Annotated in this window: 11 protein-coding genes; 1 reads left to right on the top strand and 10 read right to left on the bottom strand. The window is 49.6% G+C overall.

The window, feature by feature from the left end; genetic code table 11:
* Positions 1-305: 305 nt before the first annotated feature.
* The 10 genes from NV381_RS36340 to NV381_RS36295 all read right to left on the bottom strand — a co-directional run bounded on the left by NV381_RS36340 (position 306) and on the right by NV381_RS36295 (position 19,082).
* Entirely contained in the window at positions 306-647 is a 342-nt protein-coding gene (locus NV381_RS36340; RefSeq protein WP_258218145.1) for a DUF1801 domain-containing protein, read from the bottom strand.
* A gap of 24 nt (positions 648-671) precedes the next feature.
* Entirely contained in the window at positions 672-1,115 is a 444-nt protein-coding gene (locus tag NV381_RS36335) for a YciI family protein (protein WP_258218144.1), read from the bottom strand.
* A gap of 114 nt (positions 1,116-1,229) precedes the next feature.
* Positions 1,230-2,492 (bottom strand): RNA polymerase sigma factor, encoded by a 1,263-nt coding sequence (locus NV381_RS36330; RefSeq protein WP_258218143.1) that lies wholly within the window; start codon positions 2,490-2,492, stop codon positions 1,230-1,232.
* Positions 2,489-2,923 carry a YciI family protein gene (locus NV381_RS36325; RefSeq protein ID WP_258218142.1) on the bottom strand — a complete coding sequence of 145 codons (435 nt, stop codon included), beginning with the start codon at positions 2,921-2,923 and terminating at the stop codon, positions 2,489-2,491. Before NV381_RS36325 ends, NV381_RS36330 begins: the two co-directional genes overlap by 4 nt.
* Before the next feature lie 120 nt (positions 2,924-3,043).
* Positions 3,044-3,856, bottom strand: a complete 813-nt coding sequence (locus NV381_RS36320; protein WP_258218141.1) for an alpha/beta fold hydrolase — start codon at positions 3,854-3,856, stop codon at positions 3,044-3,046.
* 586 nt (positions 3,857-4,442) lie between these two features.
* On the bottom strand, positions 4,443-4,859 hold the full coding sequence (locus NV381_RS36315; RefSeq protein WP_258218140.1) for a cupin domain-containing protein: 417 nt from the start codon (positions 4,857-4,859) through the stop codon (positions 4,443-4,445).
* Positions 4,860-5,275: 416 nt separating this feature from the next.
* Positions 5,276-7,231, bottom strand: coding sequence for an S-layer homology domain-containing protein (locus tag NV381_RS36310; RefSeq protein ID WP_258218139.1), 1,956 nt, complete (start codon positions 7,229-7,231; stop codon positions 5,276-5,278).
* A 60-nt stretch (positions 7,232-7,291) separates the two neighbouring features.
* Positions 7,292-10,240, bottom strand: a complete 2,949-nt coding sequence (locus NV381_RS36305) for a fibronectin type III domain-containing protein (RefSeq protein ID WP_258218138.1) — start codon at positions 10,238-10,240, stop codon at positions 7,292-7,294.
* Between the two features lie 21 nt (positions 10,241-10,261).
* Complete coding sequence (locus NV381_RS36300) at positions 10,262-13,468, bottom strand: heparinase II/III domain-containing protein (protein WP_258218137.1); 3,207 nt, start codon at positions 13,466-13,468, stop codon at positions 10,262-10,264.
* 433 nt (positions 13,469-13,901) lie between these two features.
* The gene (locus NV381_RS36295; RefSeq protein WP_258218136.1) at positions 13,902-19,082 is read right to left on the bottom strand and encodes an S-layer homology domain-containing protein; all 5,181 of its coding nucleotides are present in this window, start codon (positions 19,080-19,082) and stop codon (positions 13,902-13,904) included.
* A 720-nt stretch (positions 19,083-19,802) separates the two neighbouring features.
* Between NV381_RS36295 and NV381_RS36290 the strand changes: the two genes are divergently transcribed.
* On the top strand, positions 19,803-20,759 hold the full coding sequence (locus NV381_RS36290) for a sigma-70 family RNA polymerase sigma factor (protein ID WP_258218135.1): 957 nt from the start codon (positions 19,803-19,805) through the stop codon (positions 20,757-20,759).
* Positions 20,760-20,766 lie beyond the last annotated feature (7 nt).

Genomic DNA, 20,766 nt, shown 5'->3' with positions numbered 1-20,766 from the left:
TTGTTTCGTGTATAGTTGCCATGAGTAGGGTTCCTTTCTTGGTGACTTCACTAATCCCGAGAATACCCTACTTTTTTGTTGCCTGACTAGGCTCCAAATTGTGGTACACAAACAATTTTACACCGTCTGATATCAGCCAAAATCCTTAGAATTAGCATGAGAAATTCCAGCTATAGGGCTAGGAACGTTTTTTTCGGAGAAATTAACCCGACAATTTCCTGATATTTGTGGTGAGTTTGCCAGGCTGCCATGAAATGCCGTAACAGCTCCTCAAAAAATGACTTTTGGGATAGGATAGCCCTCTATTATAGTGTGCTTGATGCTTGGCTGAGCCATGATACCAGCTGGTTGGGGTCAAACGAATCCCCTTTACGCAGTTTCAATGTTTTTCTTTCCGGGGGGCCATCGAATATTCCCTCTGGAAGCTCCAACTTGGCAGCATTAAAGATGGTAAAGCTGACTGCTTCTTTCGATGTCGAGATGACTGCGGCATATTTCCCATTTTTCAAAAAATGGGGCTTTTGATACTGAATGCGTTCTTGCAGATCCGGGATGGCCTGATGGACAATGTCGCGAAGCCGAGCGGACAGTTCAGCCTGCCAAGGTTCCTTTATAGCTTCAATAAAATCGGTTATTTCTTGGTTCATTTTATATTCCCCCTTATCGATAGATTACGGTTTGGCAATCTTATTGAACATGTCGAGCTGGTCCTGCAAATCGGCTTCCATAGCCTGGTTTCTTGGTACACGTAAAACATCCGAGCTTTCCTCTTCGAGACGCCGTAATTCGATTTCGAACCCGCCCCGGCCTTCCGGAACCGGCACACAGAGCGCCCATTTCAGTGCCTCGCTCTCCGTATTCACATCAATCAGAGTATATTCGGATATGAGCTCTTGATGTGGAAAGGGCCCCACCAGTATTTCAGGTTCTCCACCAAGCGATGGGTACGTGATCCTTACTCCGGTTGAACTTGGCTGAAGCTTCTCTGCAGCAAGGAGCGTACCGTTCTTGGCCAGAAGCTGCTTGTACTCTTTCATTGCATCGTTGTGCTCTCGACTGCGATTTACTCCAGCCTCCGAATACCCTGTCGCCTTGATAATTAACAAAAATCGCATTATCGTTCCTCCCCTTGTGGGAATAAGACATGTGGCAGGATGAGCTGCCGTTACTCTTCCCTCACTTAATCAACGAATGGGAAACCAAGTAATCGACAAGGTGGTTATAAAAATTTACAATGGTTCAGTCTTGCATTCAGCAGCACGTTTTAGCAAAAACGCCTGTTCACGTTCGTTCCGGGTCATAGCTGCGGCACGTTTAAATTCCATACAGGCTTCATCCTGACGCCCTAGCTTTAGTAGAAAATCGCCGCGAACGCTCGGCAGCAGATGATACCCCTGTAAAGCAGGCTCAGCATTCAGCTCGTCGATAATCTGGAGTCCATAAGCCGGGCCGAATGCCATGGATATGGCAACCGCCCGGTTCAATTCCACAATTGGCGAAGGAGATACTCTTGAAAGAGCTTCATAAAGAGCGGAAATTCGGATCCAATCCGTCTCGTCTGCAGAGGGTGCCTGCGCATGGCACGCAGAAATCGCGGCCTGCAACGAGTATGGCCCAAGTGGTCTTCCGAGCTTCCGGCTGCGTTCCAGTGCCGCCAAGCCGCGGCGGATTAGCAGATGATCCCATTGCGCCCGGTTTTGATCCATTAGAAGAACTGGCTCACCCTTGGAATTCACCCGTGTTTTCAGCCTCGAGGATTGAATCTCCATGAGGGCAACCAATCCGTGAACCTCCGATTCTTGAGGTGCGATCTCGGCAAGTACACGCCCCAGTCTTAGCGCTTCCTGACACAGCAGCGGACGAATCCATTGAGCTCCGGATGTTGCTGAATAACCTTCATTGAACAAAAGGTAAATCACCTCGAGTACCGCAGACAGACGGTCCTTGAGTTCCTCCCCGGCGGGTATCTCGAAGGGAACTTTTTCGGCGTTAAGAGTTCTCTTGGCACGGACAATCCGCTGGGCAATCGTGGATTCGGCGGCGAGGAAGGAACGCGCGATTTCCTCTGTCGAGAGCCCGCATAACAGGCGAAGCGTCAAAGCGACTCTGGCATCCTGCGATAGTACGGGATGACAAGTCATAAAGATCAGACGAAGGAGATCGTCACTGATCTCCCCATCCAAAACCTGATTTATGTCGTCCTCTGTATATAAATCCATACTATGGGCGATCTCTATGTACTTCTGATCGCGCAGCTTCGCTCTGCGTATATTGTCAATCGCACGCCGCTTCGCCGTCGTCATCAGCCAGGCGCCCGGATTATCCGGTATTCCGCCCTCTGGCCAACGTTCAAGGGCGATTACCAAAGCATCTTGTGCAAGATCCTCTGCGATACCGACATCCCGCACCATTCTCGTTAATCCCGCGATAAGCTTTGCCGACTCTATTCTCCATATCGTATTAATGGTTCGATGGGTAGGGGACAAACTCACGCCTTCTTCTGCTCCTCAACTTGTTTACGAAGCTCCACTTCCTTTGCAAGTGTTTGGGGATTGACCATTATGTCTTCCATCTCGAATACTTGTCTGAGTTCGATCTCCCCTTGACCAAATCCATGAGGGTCAGGCATGCGCAGAGCCCATTCAATAGCTTCTTCCCTGGATTTGACCTCAATCAACGTATAACCGGCAATTATTTCTTTGGCCTCCGTGAACGGCCCGTCAACAAGCTTCGGTTTGCCTCCAGGTTCCGGATAAGAAATCCGAAGTCCGCTTGAGCTTGGCTGCAATCCGTCGGCGGTGAGCAAAACACCGGCCTTCACCAATTCCTCGTTATACTTCTGCATTGCATTAATAAGCTCCTGACTGGGCATAACCCCCGCCTCAGAATCTGCTGTAGCCTTCACAATCATCATAAATCTCATTTGTATTCCTCCTATTTTTTAATGAATCTTAATGGATATGAACGCGTCCACAACTCCACTTCTACGTATTCGATAAATCCATGGTATATAAATCAATCGATAGCCTAACAAAAAAGTTACTTAGGGATTGCTCATAAAAAATGCTGCAAGCTCCGCCGAAATTCGTTTTGCATCGAGTTTCTTGGTATGTCCAAGTCCCTTTTTACTCAACAGCTGCGCATTGGGCAGCACGTTTGCCAGAGCTTGAGCGCCATGTCGCAGTGCAGTTGGACTTTCGGTGCCCTCAAGCACCAGCGTGGGCACTGTAACTGTGCTCCAAAGTTTAGCTGGAAGTGGCTTTCCTTCCAAAAAGCCATCCAATAATGCCGCATCGTAAGGGAGAGTATGCGCAACGGCCATGAGGTTAGCCCACACGCCAGGCATCATGCGCATCAGGCTGACAATGATTGAGGGGGCCCCCATACCTTTAGTCATAAAATACTTGATAGCCTCGGCCCGGCGGTTAACTTCAATAAGCTCCTTAACGTGCAGCACGAAATCTTCAGGAGGCTTGCGATCCGCTGCATTGACTACAAAAGGAGGTTCATGTAGAACCAGCTTCGTAATGTTAGCCCCTTTCGCCGCTGCCTGTAGGGCAAGAACCGCGCCAGAAGACAACCCCCAAACATATGCCGATCCACCCGCTTCGTCAATCATCGCCGTAAGGTCTTCAATCTCACGCGCTGTATCATATGGTTTTGTGTCCCCACTATCGCCACGACCACGACGGTCGTAGTTGTATACCATGAAGTGCTCCGCCAACAAATTAGCCAGCTGCACTTGTCCAGGGAATTTTCGATAGCTGAAAGCACCTGCTACCAATATGATCGCTCGCCCTTTACCCACTTTGTCATAAGCGATTTTAGTGCCGTCTTTAGAAGTTACTGAATACATAGGTATGCCCCCTTTAATTGTAACACTTCGCGCCTTCTACTAAGACGACGAACCACTAACAAGGAAATCGACATGACCACAAACAAATTTCAAAATATTTTTCGCCGCTGCTCATAAACATCAAAATGGAGTCTGTAACCTACTAAAATAAAGGTATTAACATGGTTTGTCTCCCTACACTTTTACCGAATTCTGAGTGATTAAGCAACAAAATGTCCCCATACGTCCATTCCCGGCACATCATGCCACATACTCAATATTTAAGGTAAGGAATGGGTTTTGTCTTGCTATTTCTCAACATAAATATTACCATAATTTTCTGTCTTCACATGCGGCATTATTCTAGACAGAACTTTTATCCATTGAAGTCATAAAACAGGGCTACCCCTCAAGCCGTTCTTCAACGACCTGAGGAGTAACCCTAATATATAACGTATTTAGATTCAATCAGTCCGAACTAGAGCATTCTCTGCCAGCAGTGGTTTAGTTGTTCTTTGTACTAACATGTTCAGCAAAACCGTTACAGCTGGTTTGTGCCGTTCCTAAGGTCAGCGACTCGGTGATGACTTCGTTCCCTTCGCTCAAATCACCATTTTACGGGTTCTTCGAGAATAATACCATCGGTCATCACCCATTGGGTCAAGCTGTGTTCCTTGGCCTGGATGACGATAAAGCATAGATCCTCCGTCTCGGACGTATTCCGCAGGGTACGCACTCCTTGCGGGGCGATGCGCACGGAGCTTCCTTCTGTCACCTCGAGAATGTCGCTGTCAACTTGAACCTGCCCCTGACCGCGAATAAACACGTACAACTCCTCATTTTCCTTGTGCTTGTGATAGAAAGGCACCTCCCCCCCGGGAGGCAGCTGGTTCAGCGACACCTCCATACTGGTTAACCCAAGTGGTTCCTTCAAGAAAAGTTTCCCCTTAGAAGGAGCTTCCGTAACGCTTACCAGCTTCTCGAACAGACTTGCTTGCATCATCGTGTAATTCCGGTCTTGCATGTTCAACACCTCTTCCATCAGGTTATGTATCTATCAGCTACTGATACATTAATTCCATATTATCACGCCGTAAATAATGTGATTTCTTTTTAATTGCTCAGTTGAGGATGAAATCATTTGGACGTTATCTTGTTCACTACCTGTCATTAAACAACTGAGACCCGTTTTAATATTTTTATGTATTTACCTCTCATTATAAAAAGGGTCCCGATGAGATCGAAATCATCATCGGGACCCTACAATGTTTGAGAACAACACTTTAATGTAATTAATTAAAATAAAATTGTCAGGTGATAAAAAACAAACTATGGAACCGATTTTGTTGATTTTGCTGGGTTTACCACGGCACATGATAAAGACGAAAATAACAAAGTGTGGAACCACTAAATATTACCATGCAAAACTGCTTGGCTCCGTTAATTGATGAACTGAATATATTTCAGCAGCCGCATCAACATGACTGCCGCTTCCGCGCGAGATGCGTCGGCTTGAGGTGCGGCCTGTTGATCCAGTTTGCCACCGATGATTCCAGTCTCCACCGCTTGCGCAAACGCCGGTGTTGCCCATTCGCTGATTAGCTGGTTATCTGCGAATTGCCCCAGGAACGCTTGCTGCTTCTGTTCGACATTCTCCAGCTTCCCTGCCATCTTCATTGCTCTCGCTATCATAACCGCCATTTGCTCGCGTGTGATCGTATCTCTCGGCTTGAATGTGCTGACGTCGAATCCGCTTACGAGACCCGCCTTTGCCGCAGCACCTACAGCTCCCGCGAACCAGTCCTTCGCGTTTACGTCAACGAAACGGTTGCTTATATCCTCATTCAGCCCCATGGCCCGAACCAGCAGCGCTGCGAATTCCGCCCGCGTAATGCTATTGTCCGGCTCGAAACTCTTATCGGACGTTCCCTTTACGACAAGTTTGGAAGCAAGCAGCTCTACATCCGCTTTTGCCCAATGGCCTGCCAGATCGGTAAACGTTGGATTCGCTTCAACCAAGGTGTAGATGCTGTTTCCGACCCGTTTGATCGTCACTTTCGTTTTCCCATTCACTATTTCTATGACGGCAGGGACGAAGGTCATTTCTCCCGTCACCGGGTTGAAGAGTACCGCCGTCGTTTTCGACGTATCCAAGGCTTGCTCTACGATAAAGGTGCGCGATACATAGGTGGTTCCGAAGTCGTTAATCGTTTGCTCCTTGCCATTAGCCTCGGCTGTCACATTGAAATCAATGGCCGACCCAAGCAATTTGATTCCGGCTTCCTCGGCCTTCTGTTGAATCGTTTGTGCAACCGATCCTTCCACCTTTCCGATCGCGATCTTGATTTGGACATCCTTGCTATTCGCGCCTAAGCCTTTCGCCAATCCCGCGATATCCAATGATCGAATCGGAAGATTGTAGCTCGCCGTATCGGTCTGGATAGAGATGACCGCATTGGGCGTTTGCTTCAGTGCTTCCGCGATAGCATGGGCCGGGAGAGCCACTTGTACCGGGCTGTCGCCAGCCTTCACGTTAATGGTAATGGTCTGCGCGGTTCCGCCGCTAATCCCTTTGATCGCCTCGACTGCCTTGTTCAGCGTCTCTTCATCAATGGATGCTTTGGCCTTTACCTTGCCGTTTTCGGTTATTTCTTCGACTTTCGCGTCCACTTGTACACCAGTTGCTTTGTCCGTCGTCAACCCAGAGGCTGCCGGTGTCGTCGTCGAGTCGGTCATCGGGCTGCCGTTGCTTGAGCTGCTGCCCGATGAGCCGCTGTGCCTTTTGAGCAGCAGGCCGTTCACTTCGTTCGACTGCCCGCTTTCACCGCTTGCATTAACTGCAGTGACGACGTAATAGTATGTCATACCTGTGCCTACCGCGTAGTCGATGTAGGTTGTGCCCGTTAGATTCGCCGCGATTACCGAATAACCACTTCCACTGACGCTGCTGCGCTTGACGTTGTAACCGGTTGCTCCGGGTACCTCATTCCAGGTCAGCGCCATCTGGGCGTTTCCTGCTGTTGCGGTAACACCCATTGGGGCCGCAGGAGCCGTAGGCGTCTCAATCGACGCTATAGCAAAAGATGTCATTATCGGGGTGAGGCTGCCTGTGCCGCCGACGGAAACCTGGAATATACCGGTTCCGCTTCGGGATGTATAGTTAAATTGATAATGCCCCCCGGAGTCTGCAGTCGTCTGGTCAATATAATCAATTCCTCCCGATGGACTTGTTACATATACAGTAACTTGCTGATTAGCGTTTGCCGTGCCTTCGATGACAACTTGCCTGCTGATATAGTTGGCTTGAGCATTTACACTGCTCGCAGCAAAAGCGGTCGGCGCCAACTGCAAGCCTAACAGCATACTCGCTACGAACGTGATATATTTTCTTTTCATAATTTAACCTCCAGGGTGCAATATATCAGGGCGATGTACTCCGATATGGTCAGTACTCAGTTATGGGATGGTCACTTGATTCGATAAAGGTTGGTTTGAATCTGTTGCATCCGTAATCATGGCCTTGACGGTGTACCCGCTGATATCGGACGGAAGATCAAATGCCGAGTAAACGGTAATATTCTGATCGCCTTTCAGGAATTTGGCGATGATTCGATTTTCGTATGCGGCAGTGTCATTTGAATTATAAAGCCCTATTACGACGGAACCGGTGACATTCTGACTGCTCTTATTTTGAATCGTCAGGCCGACTTCCACATAACCGGAGTTTTGTAGATTCGTAACGGTCGCTTTATTTGCGTTTCTCATTGTAGGCTTGCCGATCACCAGAGGAACGACTGCCGAGGTGGCTACCGAAATAGACGCTTCGCTCTCCCCGCTTTCATTAACGCTTGTTACCGTGTAATGATAAGAACTGCCATTAACAAGCCCGATGTCGGTATATACAGTAGCCGTTACGCTCGAAGCAATTTTCGAGGTCTGGCCGTTTGCCATCCTGTATATGTTGTAGCTGCTGGCACCATCCGATGGTTCCCACGTCAATGCAATTTGGCGGTCACCTGCAGTGGCGGCAACCGATGCCGGAGCTGCCGGAATAGTAAGAGCCGCAACCTGCAGCGAAGCATGGCTTTCGCCTTTATCGTTGTAGCCCGATACAACGTAGTAATAAGTTGTTCCCGGCTCTAAACCGTTATCCGTAAAACTGGCGGAAAGAGAAGTGCCGATATTCACATACGGACCGCCGTTTTCCGTCCCCCTTTTAATGTAATATCCATCCGCCCGGTCATCCGCCGGACTCCAGCTTAAGTGAACAGACGTGGAAGATTTTCCTCCGGCAGATAGATTGATTGGAGCTCTCGGTTCTCCAGTATCCGGCCTAGTCATAATCGTAAGGCTCGGACGTTTCGTGGCATCGGCCGCTTCCTTTGAAAAAACGCTGGATCCTTTGTTGTTGGTAACACCGATGATACGGAAGCTGATCAAATTATCATATTGATTTTTCACAAAATCCGTAACATCGAAGCTATAACTTCCAGATTGGTCGATGGTGTATTGTCCGATAACAGTTCCTTTTTCCCCGGGGGCGTTGGCATATACGCCGTTTAATGTTCCCGGTTGTTGATTGTAAGTTAATGTTTGCTCGCTCCAGTTGTCTTCTTCGATTCCTTGAAGCTCAACAACATAACTAGCTGTATTACTGTCCAATGCGAAATATAAATTCAAATTCACTTTGTCCAAAATTCCTTCGTATTGCGGCATTATGAATTTCAGATAAGCATTTCGAAACTCCACCAAGCTGTTCAATTTGACTTTCATATTATTGAGTGAACCCTGTGGGGAGTTCCCTTTGCTGGACTCCACGTAAGTATCGTCTGCCGAACCGATGAGCAGCGGTTGCCCGCTTGCGGGATTTACTGTCACGTTAAGACCGGATGATTTTACGCCTTGATAAGTAGCCGTAACAAGTGTACTCCCTGCATTCAGCGCCGATGCGGAACCGTTTGGCCCGAAAGATATCACCCCTTCGGAACTGCTTGCAAAGGTGGCGCTTGCAGTCACATTCTGGGTCGTGCTGTCGCTGTAGATTGCGGTTGCTGAAAACTGTCCGACGCCTCCCACGTCCAAGACCGAAGGCCCTGTAACAGAAACTGAGTTCAAAGTCGGACCGGAATCATTCACGGTTAAGGGAAATCCAGGTGAGGTGATTCCCTTGTAAGTCGCTGTAATAACAGTCATCCCCGGCGCTTTAGCCGTTACCAAGCCGGTTGCGGAGATAGCGGCCACCGATGGGGCGCTGCTGTTAAACATCACGCCGTTTGTGACGTAATAGCTCGAGCTGTCACTGTAGACGGCTTTTACAACCGCCTGACTTGTAGCGTTGACATTCAGCGTCGTCGTCAATCCACTCAAAGCGACCGAGGCCAGCGAGGGCTCCGACGTGTCCTCCGCTTGCGGGATTGCGCTGACCTGAGAGGAAAGCAAACCATCGTCGGTCCCTTTGACTGCGCTTATCGCGTAAGCGTATGGGGTACCGTTCGTTAACCCCTTATCCACGTAGCTTGTGGACATGACATTAGCGGCAATGGTCGTATAATACCCCGCTTGTCCCGAAGCGCAGCCGCCAGTGCAGGGAACATATCTTTTTACCGTATAGCTCGTAGCCTCCGCAGAAGCAGGCCAGTTTAAGGCTACTTTACCGTCCCCTGGCGATGCCGTTACATTTGTCGGCGCCTGGATCAAATTATCGGTCGCATACACATCGTCGAAATAGGCGGTTTGATTTTCACTGGCAACGCCGGCTATGTAGAAACCGAATTTACTTCCGGGCGACGGTTGTCCAGCCGTGTCGGTGTAAACAAGCGTTGGTCCGCCTTTTATTGTTCCGATAACCGTCACATCGCTTCCGGAGGTTACAGTTGCGATAGTTAAGGTGTAATAAGTCGACGTATCGTAAGCAAATGGCGCTGATGCTACCGTCGTGGTTGACGATGAGGTTTTCTTACGGATTTCAAATAGACTGTTACTGCCTGATTTGTTAAGAGTAACCGCGTAATAGTTGTTTCCGTCCAAATATCTTGCTGTAATCCCTGTCCGGACCGCCGTATTGCTAATTTTCATCTTGGCGGTGTGAATCATGCCTGCAGACGACATGGAGCTGTTGTTAAATAATGTGAAAGTCGATCCTGCGGTTGTGTTCGTCGCCTTCATAACGTAGTTGGACGTTTCGTCTTTCGCTACGCTCCACGGATTATTAGTGCCTGTGTTGGACTGCCAACCCCTGGCGTTGCCCGGAGCTGAAGAAGGTACTGTAAACACCATCATCCCCTCGAAATCATCAGTAAACGGTGTAGTCGCTGCCGAAGCGGCGGGCAATCCTGAGAGAAGTCCGACAAGCAGGATAAAACTGAGCCACATGCACAGATGCTTTTGCCACTTTCTATTTTTCATTGTTCAACCTCCCGCTATCCGTCAGTATGGAAATGTGACCACGTTCGATAATGGCTCCAGTGTATCCGATCCATCCCACACAAACACTTTTATCATGCTTCCGTTCGGCAAAGCGTCAGGAAGCAGCATGCCGACCTGAAACGTATCGGTATCTCCGCTGTTCACCATTTTGCCGGCATTAACTGTTTTGATCAGAGTATGATCTGTTTTGTACAGTGCGATAACCAATTGCGCGGAAGCCGCTAGCAATGAACGGTTCGAAACGTCGACTTTTGCCGATACAAAGACCCCTCCAACCAAATTCGTCACAGGATTTCCTGCAAAATCCGATAATTTAACCGGAGAAAGGTCAAATACTTGAGTCGATGAGGAAACTGTATTGGAAAGCTTTGAACCGTTACCCGCCTTGTCGAACGTCTTCATGGCAAAATAATAAGTCGCACCTCCGGACAATTCTCTTACCTTCATCGATTGCTTTGTGCCTGCTGTGGCAGGAGCAGGCTCTCCGGTCACTTGCACCGCTGCCGCCCAATTTTGTTCCGTGATCGGAGACATGCTGTATCGGAAGTCGTAGTAATCTGCCGTCCCGGTATTCTCGTCATCCCCTGACGATGTCCAGGACAAGTTCACTTCATTCGAGCTGCCGGCTGTAACAGCCAGATCCACGATCGCCGCAGGCGCAGTGTTATCGGGTTCACCATCCTCCGTATAACTTACGGTTAAATCGCCGCCTCCGGTTAATCCGGCGATTTGCGTGTAGCCGTTTGCCGATGTAAGCGGGATGTCCGATGTTATCCCTGCAGCGGTAACCCAAGTTGCCTTTGAAGCCGTTTTGCCGAATGGATTTTTGATTTTTATAGCATAGTTCGAGGCATTGGTTGAAATGGTAGCCTTCGAATGATCCAATTTGCTCAAATCCATTGAGAGCGTAATACGATCCGTGGAGCTGAACAGCTCGATGCCTTTATAGCTTACCGTCGTCGCTTGGCGAGCAGCCCAATGTTGAAGAGAACCATTCTCTCTTGCGTATCCGAAATCCGCATCGGTCGTTAATTGGTCTAAAGCAACTACGCCGGTTCCTTGTTGAACAAGGAACGTGTCGAGATTTCCATCTTTCACTACAGTCCCGCCGACACGAGTGCTGTCGCTCAGTTCCGTCACCTTAGGCTCCGCCGTATTTTTGCCAAGTGGTATCAAAATTTGCATGAAGTTCGTGTTGACGGCATTTTTGCGAGCCTGCACATAGCCGAAATTCGCGTAATCGCCTTTTATATAAGTGAGTTCTCCGGATTTATCCGTTAAGGTTGCGCCATTGGAGAAAATCCAGGTCGAAAACTTAGCGGCCGCTCCATAGTTGTCGGCCTCATAGGTCCAAAGGCGATGGTTGTCGGAGCCAGTCATCGCGCCTCGTCCTCCGTGCAAATATAAGTTGTAATTTTGCGCTGCGCCGGATTTACTGCTCAATTGGTCAATGACGACAAAATAGTCTTGGCCCGGGAATGCAACAGAACGTTTAATGTAGCCCAGACTTTCGCTGTCCGGCGGAAAACTCGTCGCTACTTCGCTTTTTGTCGTATCATTTACAATATTGACGAACCTTGCTTCTTTCTGTTGAAAATCAAAATAGTCGGTGTCGATGTTATACTTGGAAACTGGGGTTACATTTTCTTCAAATTCCACCGGCCAAGTCTGCTGCGTAACGCCCCTCGAATCTTTCACATCCATCGTTACCATATTGTCGGCTTCCGCTGTACGGTACCAAGACCTGCGAATCTCGTCGCCGTAAGCAGAACGGCTATATCCAGAGGTGCTTGCCATCATTTGATTTTCTGCATGAATAGAGAAGCTGAGCGTATCAAAATGATTGTGGTTGTCGGTTTCCGCAACCGCATGGAAATTGAGGTAACGGCTGCTAGGGTCGTTATACAGCCAGTTATTGCGGAATACCGTTTCGCCCCCTTTGTCGAGAAACTGGGTACCGCTTCCCGTCGGCGCAATCGGCTCCAACTTCGGATCGTAGGTCAGGTATTTGTCTATATCCATCGTATCGTCCAAGCTAGCACCGGTGTTGTTCCCGAATTCGCCGTCCACTAGTGAGCCGTCTGCCGCTTTGAAGCTCCATGGCGACTTGTCGGTATTTTGATAACGCCATTGGAAAATATTGCCCCATTTGGCGTCGGGGTGCAGGGTGACAGGCACTTTATCATCATCGCTCATATATTGTCCCGCAATGAGTCCGAGAAAGTTGTAGTGCAGGTAAGAATCCTCGAAGTTGGGCATCCACCCTTTGTTGTTGGAAGTATACAATTCCCATTGAAATGCCGGTCGGTAGAGCGGGAAGTAGTTCATGCCGGACACGTTTTTGTAATTGTACAGGAAAGGAACGAAATTAATCAGCGAGTAAATGTAGTAGTGGGAGCCTTCACGGTATAAGCCGTCTTCGCTGAAATAATAGGACGTATTCGTATTGAAGGCGTCGATTGCTTTGTCCAGCCAGGTCGATGCGCTTGGATGGCTGGAAAGCGCTAAAGCCATAGAACCAAGTCCCCATGCCGGTTTGGAGCGATGGTTATGATTTCTTGGTCCCCATGCCAAAAGATTATCGCTTGTCACTTGCGCTTCATTGGCGAGACGTTGACGAATCCATGCATCGTCATCCGCCGAAAGCGCATTATGTACCCAGTCATAGGCAGCCGCATAATTTTGCGCCCAATTCGCGCGGTAAGTTTCGTCCACCGGGCTGCTTGATTCGAGGGGGCCGATGACGGAACAGCTGTAGATCGGACCGTCATATGCCCGTTTCAACGCATCAGTCGCACGAGTTAAATACTTTCCATTGCCTTGCATGATGTACATGAACGCGTTGTACTTGGCAAACCGCGCCATATCCCCATAGTAGCGATGGATGCTGCTTGCTGCATCGCTGGTAAGTGCTGGCGGGCAAGCCGGTACGGCTGGAAAATCGGCCGTCAAATATGAGCTAGCAGCAATGGAGTTCCACAAGGACGCCGCATAGGAGTCAGCCTCCCTCTTGGCATACACCGTTCCTAATTGATCCTGGCCAAACCAAAGCTTGGGATGTATTTCGCTGCTTGGCAGTTTCCCTTGGTCACCGACTGTAAAGCCGCTGTAATTGTCATACCTGATGGCGTAACCTGTGCTCAAAGGCATGCTGCTGTATAGCAACAATAAGCAGACCATAATATACGCAAGGCGCTTCTTGTTCATTGCTTGTCCTCCAGTTTTTAGTATAATTAAAGCGCTTTCATCAAACAGACCTATTATAGTTCACGTTGCGGAATAATGGGATTGAGAAAATTTAGTTTATATTGTGTTTTCTTTACATAACCCTATGAAATTACAGAAAAATTCCGGCAAAAAGCCGGAGTAGCAATGAAAATCGTAATAAACATAGGTGATCTTCCAATGAAAACGCTGCAAGAACCGAAATTTCGTGAATTATCCCTAACTTAGTGCGCGGGTGCTCCTATCTTGTTCTGACCATCGATGTTAAGGCTTGATCCACTCGATTGCCCATACTTCAACATATTTCAACAATTTTCCAAGTTAAGTTACATTTATTGTATGTTATTGTCATTGATCCGGAAAAAAAGAAAAAGAACAGGGGAAGCCCACCCCTGTTCTCGAAGGTATACATCGATTAATTTATAAATCCTGTGTATTTCAGCAAACGCTTCAACATGACCGCCGCTTGCGCACGGCTTGAATTTTCGTTTGGCGCAAAGGTCTGATCTGTCATCCCATTGATGATTTTGGCGTTTACGGATTGCGATACAGCATCTTTTGCCCAAGTTCCGATCATTTGGCTATCCGCAAAGGTAAAAAGTCCTTTGACATCCCCTTCCGGATGTTTGCCTGCGAGGCTCAGTGACCGGGAAATCATCACAGCCATTTGCTCGCGGGTGATGTAGGAAGCCGGTTTAAAGACGCCCCCTTCAAAACCGTCGATCAATCCGGCTTTGGCTGCCGCATTTACTGAGCCGGCAAACCAGTCGGTCGATTTGACATCCGAGAATTTGGATTCGCTATCCTCCGATAGCCCCATTGCGCGGACCAATAATGCGGCAAATTCGGCACGGGTAATCTGATTGTTCGGTGCGAAGCCAGTATCCGTGATGCCTTGAATCAACAATTTCGAGGCTAGCAGTTCCACATCATCTTTTGCCCAGTGTCCGTCAAGGTCGGTGAATGTTTTATTGGAATCCACCACCATGTAGATACTGTTGCCCGGACGTTGAATCGTAACCTGCGTATTCGTTCCGCTTCCGGAGAAGACGGCTGGTACGAAGCGCATTTCGCCGGTTACCGGATTATACATGACAGCAGTTGCTTTGCTGACATCGACGGACTTACCGATGACGATGCTTCTTGACACATAGATCGTCCCGAACTCATTGACACTTATCGTCTTATTGCCCGCTTCCGCAGTAATGTTAAATGCCAGGGCTCCGGTAAGCGGGGTCAAGCCCGCTTGCTTCGCTTTATTCTCAATGGCCGTTGCGGTCGTACCGGTAACTTTCTCAATCTGCACATTGATCTTGATGTCTTTAACCGCAGCTCCGAGTGAGTTGGCGATTGCGTCCAAGTTCAGCGCTTTGATCGGCAAGTCGTAAGTGACATTATCAAAATGCACCGAGAGAACCGCTGTCGGCAATTTAGACTGCGCGTCGGCAAGTAAAGAGGCGGTCAACTGAACTTGCGCAGAGCTTTCCGTGCCCGAAGCTTCTAATTTGATCTTCGGAGTATCGGCGGCCGAATTCGACGCATCAATCGCTTTTTGCCATTCTGACGGATTGATGGTTGTTACCTTCTGTTCGTTTTTGCCCGAGTCGGTCGGTGTGCCTCCCGAAGAGCTGCTGCTGCTTCTGTGAAGAGGAATCACTGCGACAACTACGGAAGAATTCGCGCTTTCAACGCCTGCGTTTACCGCAGATACAACATAATAGTAAGTAGTGCCGTTCGCCACGCTATTATCCGTGAAGCTGGAACCGGTCACGTTCGTTGCTACAATCGTGAACGGACCGCTTTCTGTCAAACTGCGCTTCACGTTGTACGTGTAGGTCGCTCCGGTCACCGTATTCCACGACAAGCCGACCTGCGCGTTGCCCGCTTGCGCGGTTAAGCCCGTCGGGGCCGGCGGCACGACCGGAGCTTCCGGTTTCGCACTCGCTGTGGCCGAGTTCGCGCTCTCCTGTCCTTGGTTCAGAGCGGTAACGACATAGTAGTAGGTCGTTCCGTTCGCGACCGACTTATCCGTGTAGGTCACCTGCGTCAGGCTGGACGCGATGGTAGTGAATGGCCCGGTTGCCGACAAACTGCGCTTCACGTTGTACGTGTAGGTCGCTCCGGTCACCGTATTCCACGACAAGCCGACCTGCGCGTTGCCCGCTTGCGCGGTTAAGCCCGTCGGGCCCGGAGCTTCCGGTTTCGCACTCGCTATGGCCGAGTTCGCGGTCTCCTGTCCTTGGTTCAGAGCGGTAACGACATAGTAGTAGGTCGTTCCGTTCGCGACCGACTTATCGGTGTAGGTCGCCTGTGTCACGCTGGACGCGATGGTGCTGAATGGCCCGGTTGCCGACAAGCTGCGCTTCACGTTGTACGTGTAGGTCGCTCCGGTCACCGTATTCCACGACAAGCCGACCTGTGCGTTGCCCGCTTGCGCGCTTAAGCCCGTCGGGCCCGGTGGCACTTTATTAAGCTTAACAAGATAAAACACGTCTTTCCCGCCCGTGCGACTTATCCGCACGACTGCAGTTTTTTCGACGTCGGTCGCTTGAATAATGTCAACCACTGCGCCTGCAGCTATCGAAGCCGGGCTGAGCGTCGCCGCTACTGTCGGGATTGGATAATTCGCCGCCACATTCACCGTGTAGTTCTTGGTGCTAGGATCGAACCCTGTAACCGACACGCCACCGACCGTCAGCGTCTCCAGCACCATCAGATCTGTGAGATCGTCATGCAACTCGCCAATGACGGCGAAGTCCAAAAACTGCATCGGGCCCGGTGAAGAACCGCCTACTGTCCCAGGCGCCCCGGTGACCGAAGAGAAGAAGTTAAGCTCGTTTACGACCATCACATACCGCGCGGTAATCGGCTGGCCGCCGTTGCCTGCGAGGACGTCGGTTGCCCTGCGCCCAAGCGTGTAGTTGGTTCCGAGAGTCCCGCCTTTTAACGCCGGTTGGGTTGTTGGTTTCCAGTTTGATGCGGTGGATGTACCTTGGCTATTGACGTTACTAGGCTGGCGCCCGCTGCCTTCAAAGTATTTCCATGGACCGCTGTAATTCACCAAATTCTCAACGCCAAAAGGATTCTTCGTCGGCCAGTTGTTAGCCAAATAATACTGGCGATTCGGCTCCGGTTGCCCGGCCGCGAGCGCCGGGTCTGTCGGGTCATAGAATTTGTTGTAGGATTCTATAAGTGACTCATAGGCCGCCGCGTCGTTCGTCCACCAGGCGGAGCTGTTCCTTGAGCGCCCGGGAGAGCCCATCGTGCCAAATTCTATTTCTATGCGTGAAATATCAATCTGCCGGCCCAAATCCAAGGCAACCCAATAGCGCCAAGGGGTTCTGCCTGCATCCAGCTCAAACGACGAGCCGCTTTGGAAGAACGCGTACCCTTCCGAAGTGGTCATGGCGGTGCGGTCTTCCTCAAGGACGTTCTCCTTCCGGGACTCTTCGTTATGCGAAACAATTTTGATATTCGCGCCCATAACAGCCTTACCCCAGTCATGCACCGTGGAGTTGTTGATTTCAAAGTACGGCTTGTAATAATCGGGGTAATAATTGTCAGGGGCGGCGGGTATTGTGATACCGCCCGGCGGCTGCAACTCGCCTAAAATCCTGTAGATGCCCGGGACGGTCGGGCTGTAGCCGGACGTATCCCACTTGACCGGTACTTTAACTGTAAAGCCGTTGGATAAGGTGACGTCCAGTTTGGTCTTCAGCGTTAGGTCTGTAATCTTGGTACCCAAAGGCACTTTCATCTGGTTTTGATGCTCCCAGCCCATGATGCGCAGGTTGCTGTCCCTGTCGGTCGGCTTGTAACCGTTCGGGAACACGTATGTATCACGGTCGCGCTTGATGATCGTGATGTCCGCCATATAAATCGTCGATGGCTGCCACTCTTCGCGGCCAGTGCCGGTGGCGGGGAAGGCGCCGTAAATGCCCCACTTGGAACGCCCGAAATTGACGTTGCGCCCCTGATCGTCCTTCAGGGTATTGTAGTTTCCTTCCCTGTATACAGGTCCGGGGGCAGGGGCTGGAAGGGGTGTAGGAAGCTGCAGCTCTATGTTGCGCCTTAACAGATCGGCTTCATTAAGCGTTCCCTCGCCGAGCAGGGCGCCTGTATCCGTATCTGTTACCCTTACGTAAAGATGCCCGAAATCCGCCGTTTCGGTTGTCAACTCGATATCGATCCAGCGGTCGACGAATTTGTCACTGGTAAGAGTAAGGAACGTGCCAGTGTTTATCCCCCCGGCGGATTGCATGCCGCTCGGCGTCGAATTGTTGCGACTGTGATCAAATGACAGGTTGCCGTTGTTAAGCGCAATATCTACAGTCGGGGATCCGTTCGCGTTGCCCTTGGCCTCCTTGATCTGATAGATAAAACCGTAGTTGTTGGGAGACCAGGTTCCTATGTTGTTGCTACCTACCTTCTTCTGCCGCTTCACTGTTTCCGAGGGAACCAGCAGCCGCCAGAAATGGGTCGATATCGTTCCCGGACCGTCGTTGGCGACCACGTTTTCCGGTGTGTAGTTGGTTTTCATCTCCAGCCGCTGGGTCGTGCTGCTGGCCGCGCCGCGGTCGCCGTCCTCATGCCCGGGCGCGTTGACGGGCGCGTCAAACTTGTGGATACGGATAATATCCGACTGGAGTTTGTCAAACCCGGAGATTTTGCCGCTCGCGGTCATCGTGCCGTCGTATTTTACGTCCACCCCATAGGCGTCAATCCTGCCGTCGGAATTGTCCTTGGCGATCGTCTGCACGTACATGTTATCGCCGTACCAACGGAGCGGAATCCCTCTGCCATCCTTGGGCAGATCGTTCGAAACGCCGGCGGGCTTGAATTTATTGACGTCGTTCGTCGTATGGACGTAGATATCCGACCCCCAGAACGAGTCGTACCAATTCTTCCCGCTGTATGAGGACGGCCTCATCGGCCCCTCCAAGGAGTTTAAGCCGGTATCCCCATAGCCGATATAAGTGGAGCCCCAAGTGTCCATGCCGTTCTCGTTCGCGCGGATGTTCATCGGTGCGACCAACTGGCCCGGCTTATTCACGGCCTCGGTTCCCCCGCCTTGTAAACTTCGGGTTATTTTAAAATCCGATATTGGCTGTATGGTTACGGTGATTGTGTATCTTCTTGTGTTTGGACCATTTGTAACGTCTAGGAAATAGGTTCCGCCGGTCCAGCCCGGCACTACTCTATTCCCTTGCGAATCCTTTAGCCCCAGCTCGTAATCGCCATTGTTAATGCCGGTGAGACTGACGATTTCAGTGCCGCCGCTCTTATAAACCTTGACAGTCGAGCCTGGATTGACAACTGGGTGCAGCATCTGATAGAACGTGCCGTACGGCAGTTCAATAGTAATGGTACCCGTGGCTCCCGATTTGGTTACCGTCGAGCCTCTGTACGGCTTTGTGAGTACCACATCCAAAGGATCGCTCGGGTCGAGCGTTTGGTTCGCCGAAGTCGAGTAGATATCCGGACCGGCTGCCCGGACAGTTGTACCGGGTAAAACCATACCGCCGAAAGCCTGAAAAACAAGTGTTAATGTAATCAAAAAACTAATCGGCATATTAAAAATTTTACTTTTTTGCATGTTACTAGCCCCTTCTCCATAATAATAAATAAATATCTTCTTGAATTAACTTCATAATTACAAACCCTACTGTGATTGATTCTTTTTAAAGAACATTCCTTCAATTCCAATGAATGCGTTTTCAAATTTTATTATATACTATAGATAATTTTTTTGGCTTGGAAAAATTTACGTTATTGTTGTGTTTGTTTTAGTTTTTTTTGCAAAACCTATGCACTACTCGTCGGTTATCACCGATACGCAACAATAAGGAAAAGTTCTTGTCTGCCCTTCTACTAGTGTTTGATTATCAATTTATTCTAGTAAACGTTTGTTCAGCTATTGTCAGTGTATCTCCATTCACTTGATAAGAAACGGTTGAAATTTGTCTATCTGCTATGTAATTAATATGCTCCGGATCCAATAGCAAATAGTTGCCAACAGTAACACCGCACGATACAGGACACCATCGGCGTCAGTTCCATCAACGTGCCCTTTTTGGTTTCGCTCCATTTTCCGACGACCTGTGAGACGATCGTAGAATCAACATGAATAGCGGGGGTCAGGACTAAGCCATAAAGTTCGGCGTGACCTTCCAGATCTACACGGAGATGTAAACCATACCTCACGAAGAAAGAGTTGCTCACCATCTGGTGGCGCTACTCTTTTTTATATACAAACGAATTCTTGAATATGTATTATAGTATTGAAGAATTCGTTCCATGAAGGGTGGACACCGCAATGAAAGTAACCGCACCAGAACTTCAGTTATTTGACGAGTTGAAGCCGGGGTTAGCCTCGTTCTGTTATAGGATGCTAGGGTCTATCGATGACGCAGACGATGCCGTGCAGGAAACTTTCATCCGCGTCTGGCAAAGCTGGAGCTCTTTCCGACAGGAATCCTCGTTTAAAACGTGGGTCTACCGGATCGCTTCAAATATATGCCTGGACAAGCTAAGACAAACGAAGCGCCGCATTCGCCCCGTAGACTTCTCCGGCCCAGCGGAATCCATTGTTGAACCTCGCGAGACGTTGCCTGACTCATCTTGGATTTGGCCAGCCCCTGAATTTTCGAATAATCCGGAAGATATTTTCATCCGTAAAGATACGCTGCATATTTGTTTTATTACACTTTTACAGCTCTTACCTCCCCGTCAACGTGCGGTGATGATTCTGAAGGATGTATTCGAGTGGCCTTCAAAGCAGATCGCAGAGACGTTAGGCATGTCGTCGGCAGCGGTAAACAGCGCTCTGCAGAGAGCCAGAGATACGTTGGAGCGGGAACAACTCCGTTCCGATGAATTCAATAGGAGCGAAGAGGCACCTGATCAGGAATTGCTGTCGCGTTATGTGGAAGCCTTCGAGCAATTCGATATCAATGCCCTGGTTGCCTTGTTTCATGAAGAAGGTCGGATGTCGATGCCGCCTTTCCCTATGTGGGTGCGCGGCAAGGACGATTTGTTCAAGTTCTTCACGCTTACGCGTTGGCATTGCGAGGGATCCCGGTTTGTGCCGGTTTCGGCGAATGGCGGTTTTCCTGCGTTAGCGCAGTATATGTGGAGCAGGGAAGAGGACGGCTTGGTCCCTTGGGGGATTCACCTCTTAGAAGTGAAAGACAACAAAGTATTCCACGTCCAAAATTTCATCAATCGAAAATTATTTGCCCGTTTCGGACTTCCGGATAGATTGGACCGATGAATTTCGT

Source organism: Paenibacillus radicis (ex Xue et al. 2023) (assembly GCF_024722015.1).
Classification (GTDB): domain Bacteria; phylum Bacillota; class Bacilli; order Paenibacillales; family NBRC-103111; genus Paenibacillus_S.
The sequence above is the reverse complement of the archived record's forward strand: the minus strand, read 5'-3'. Positions and strand labels throughout refer to the sequence as shown.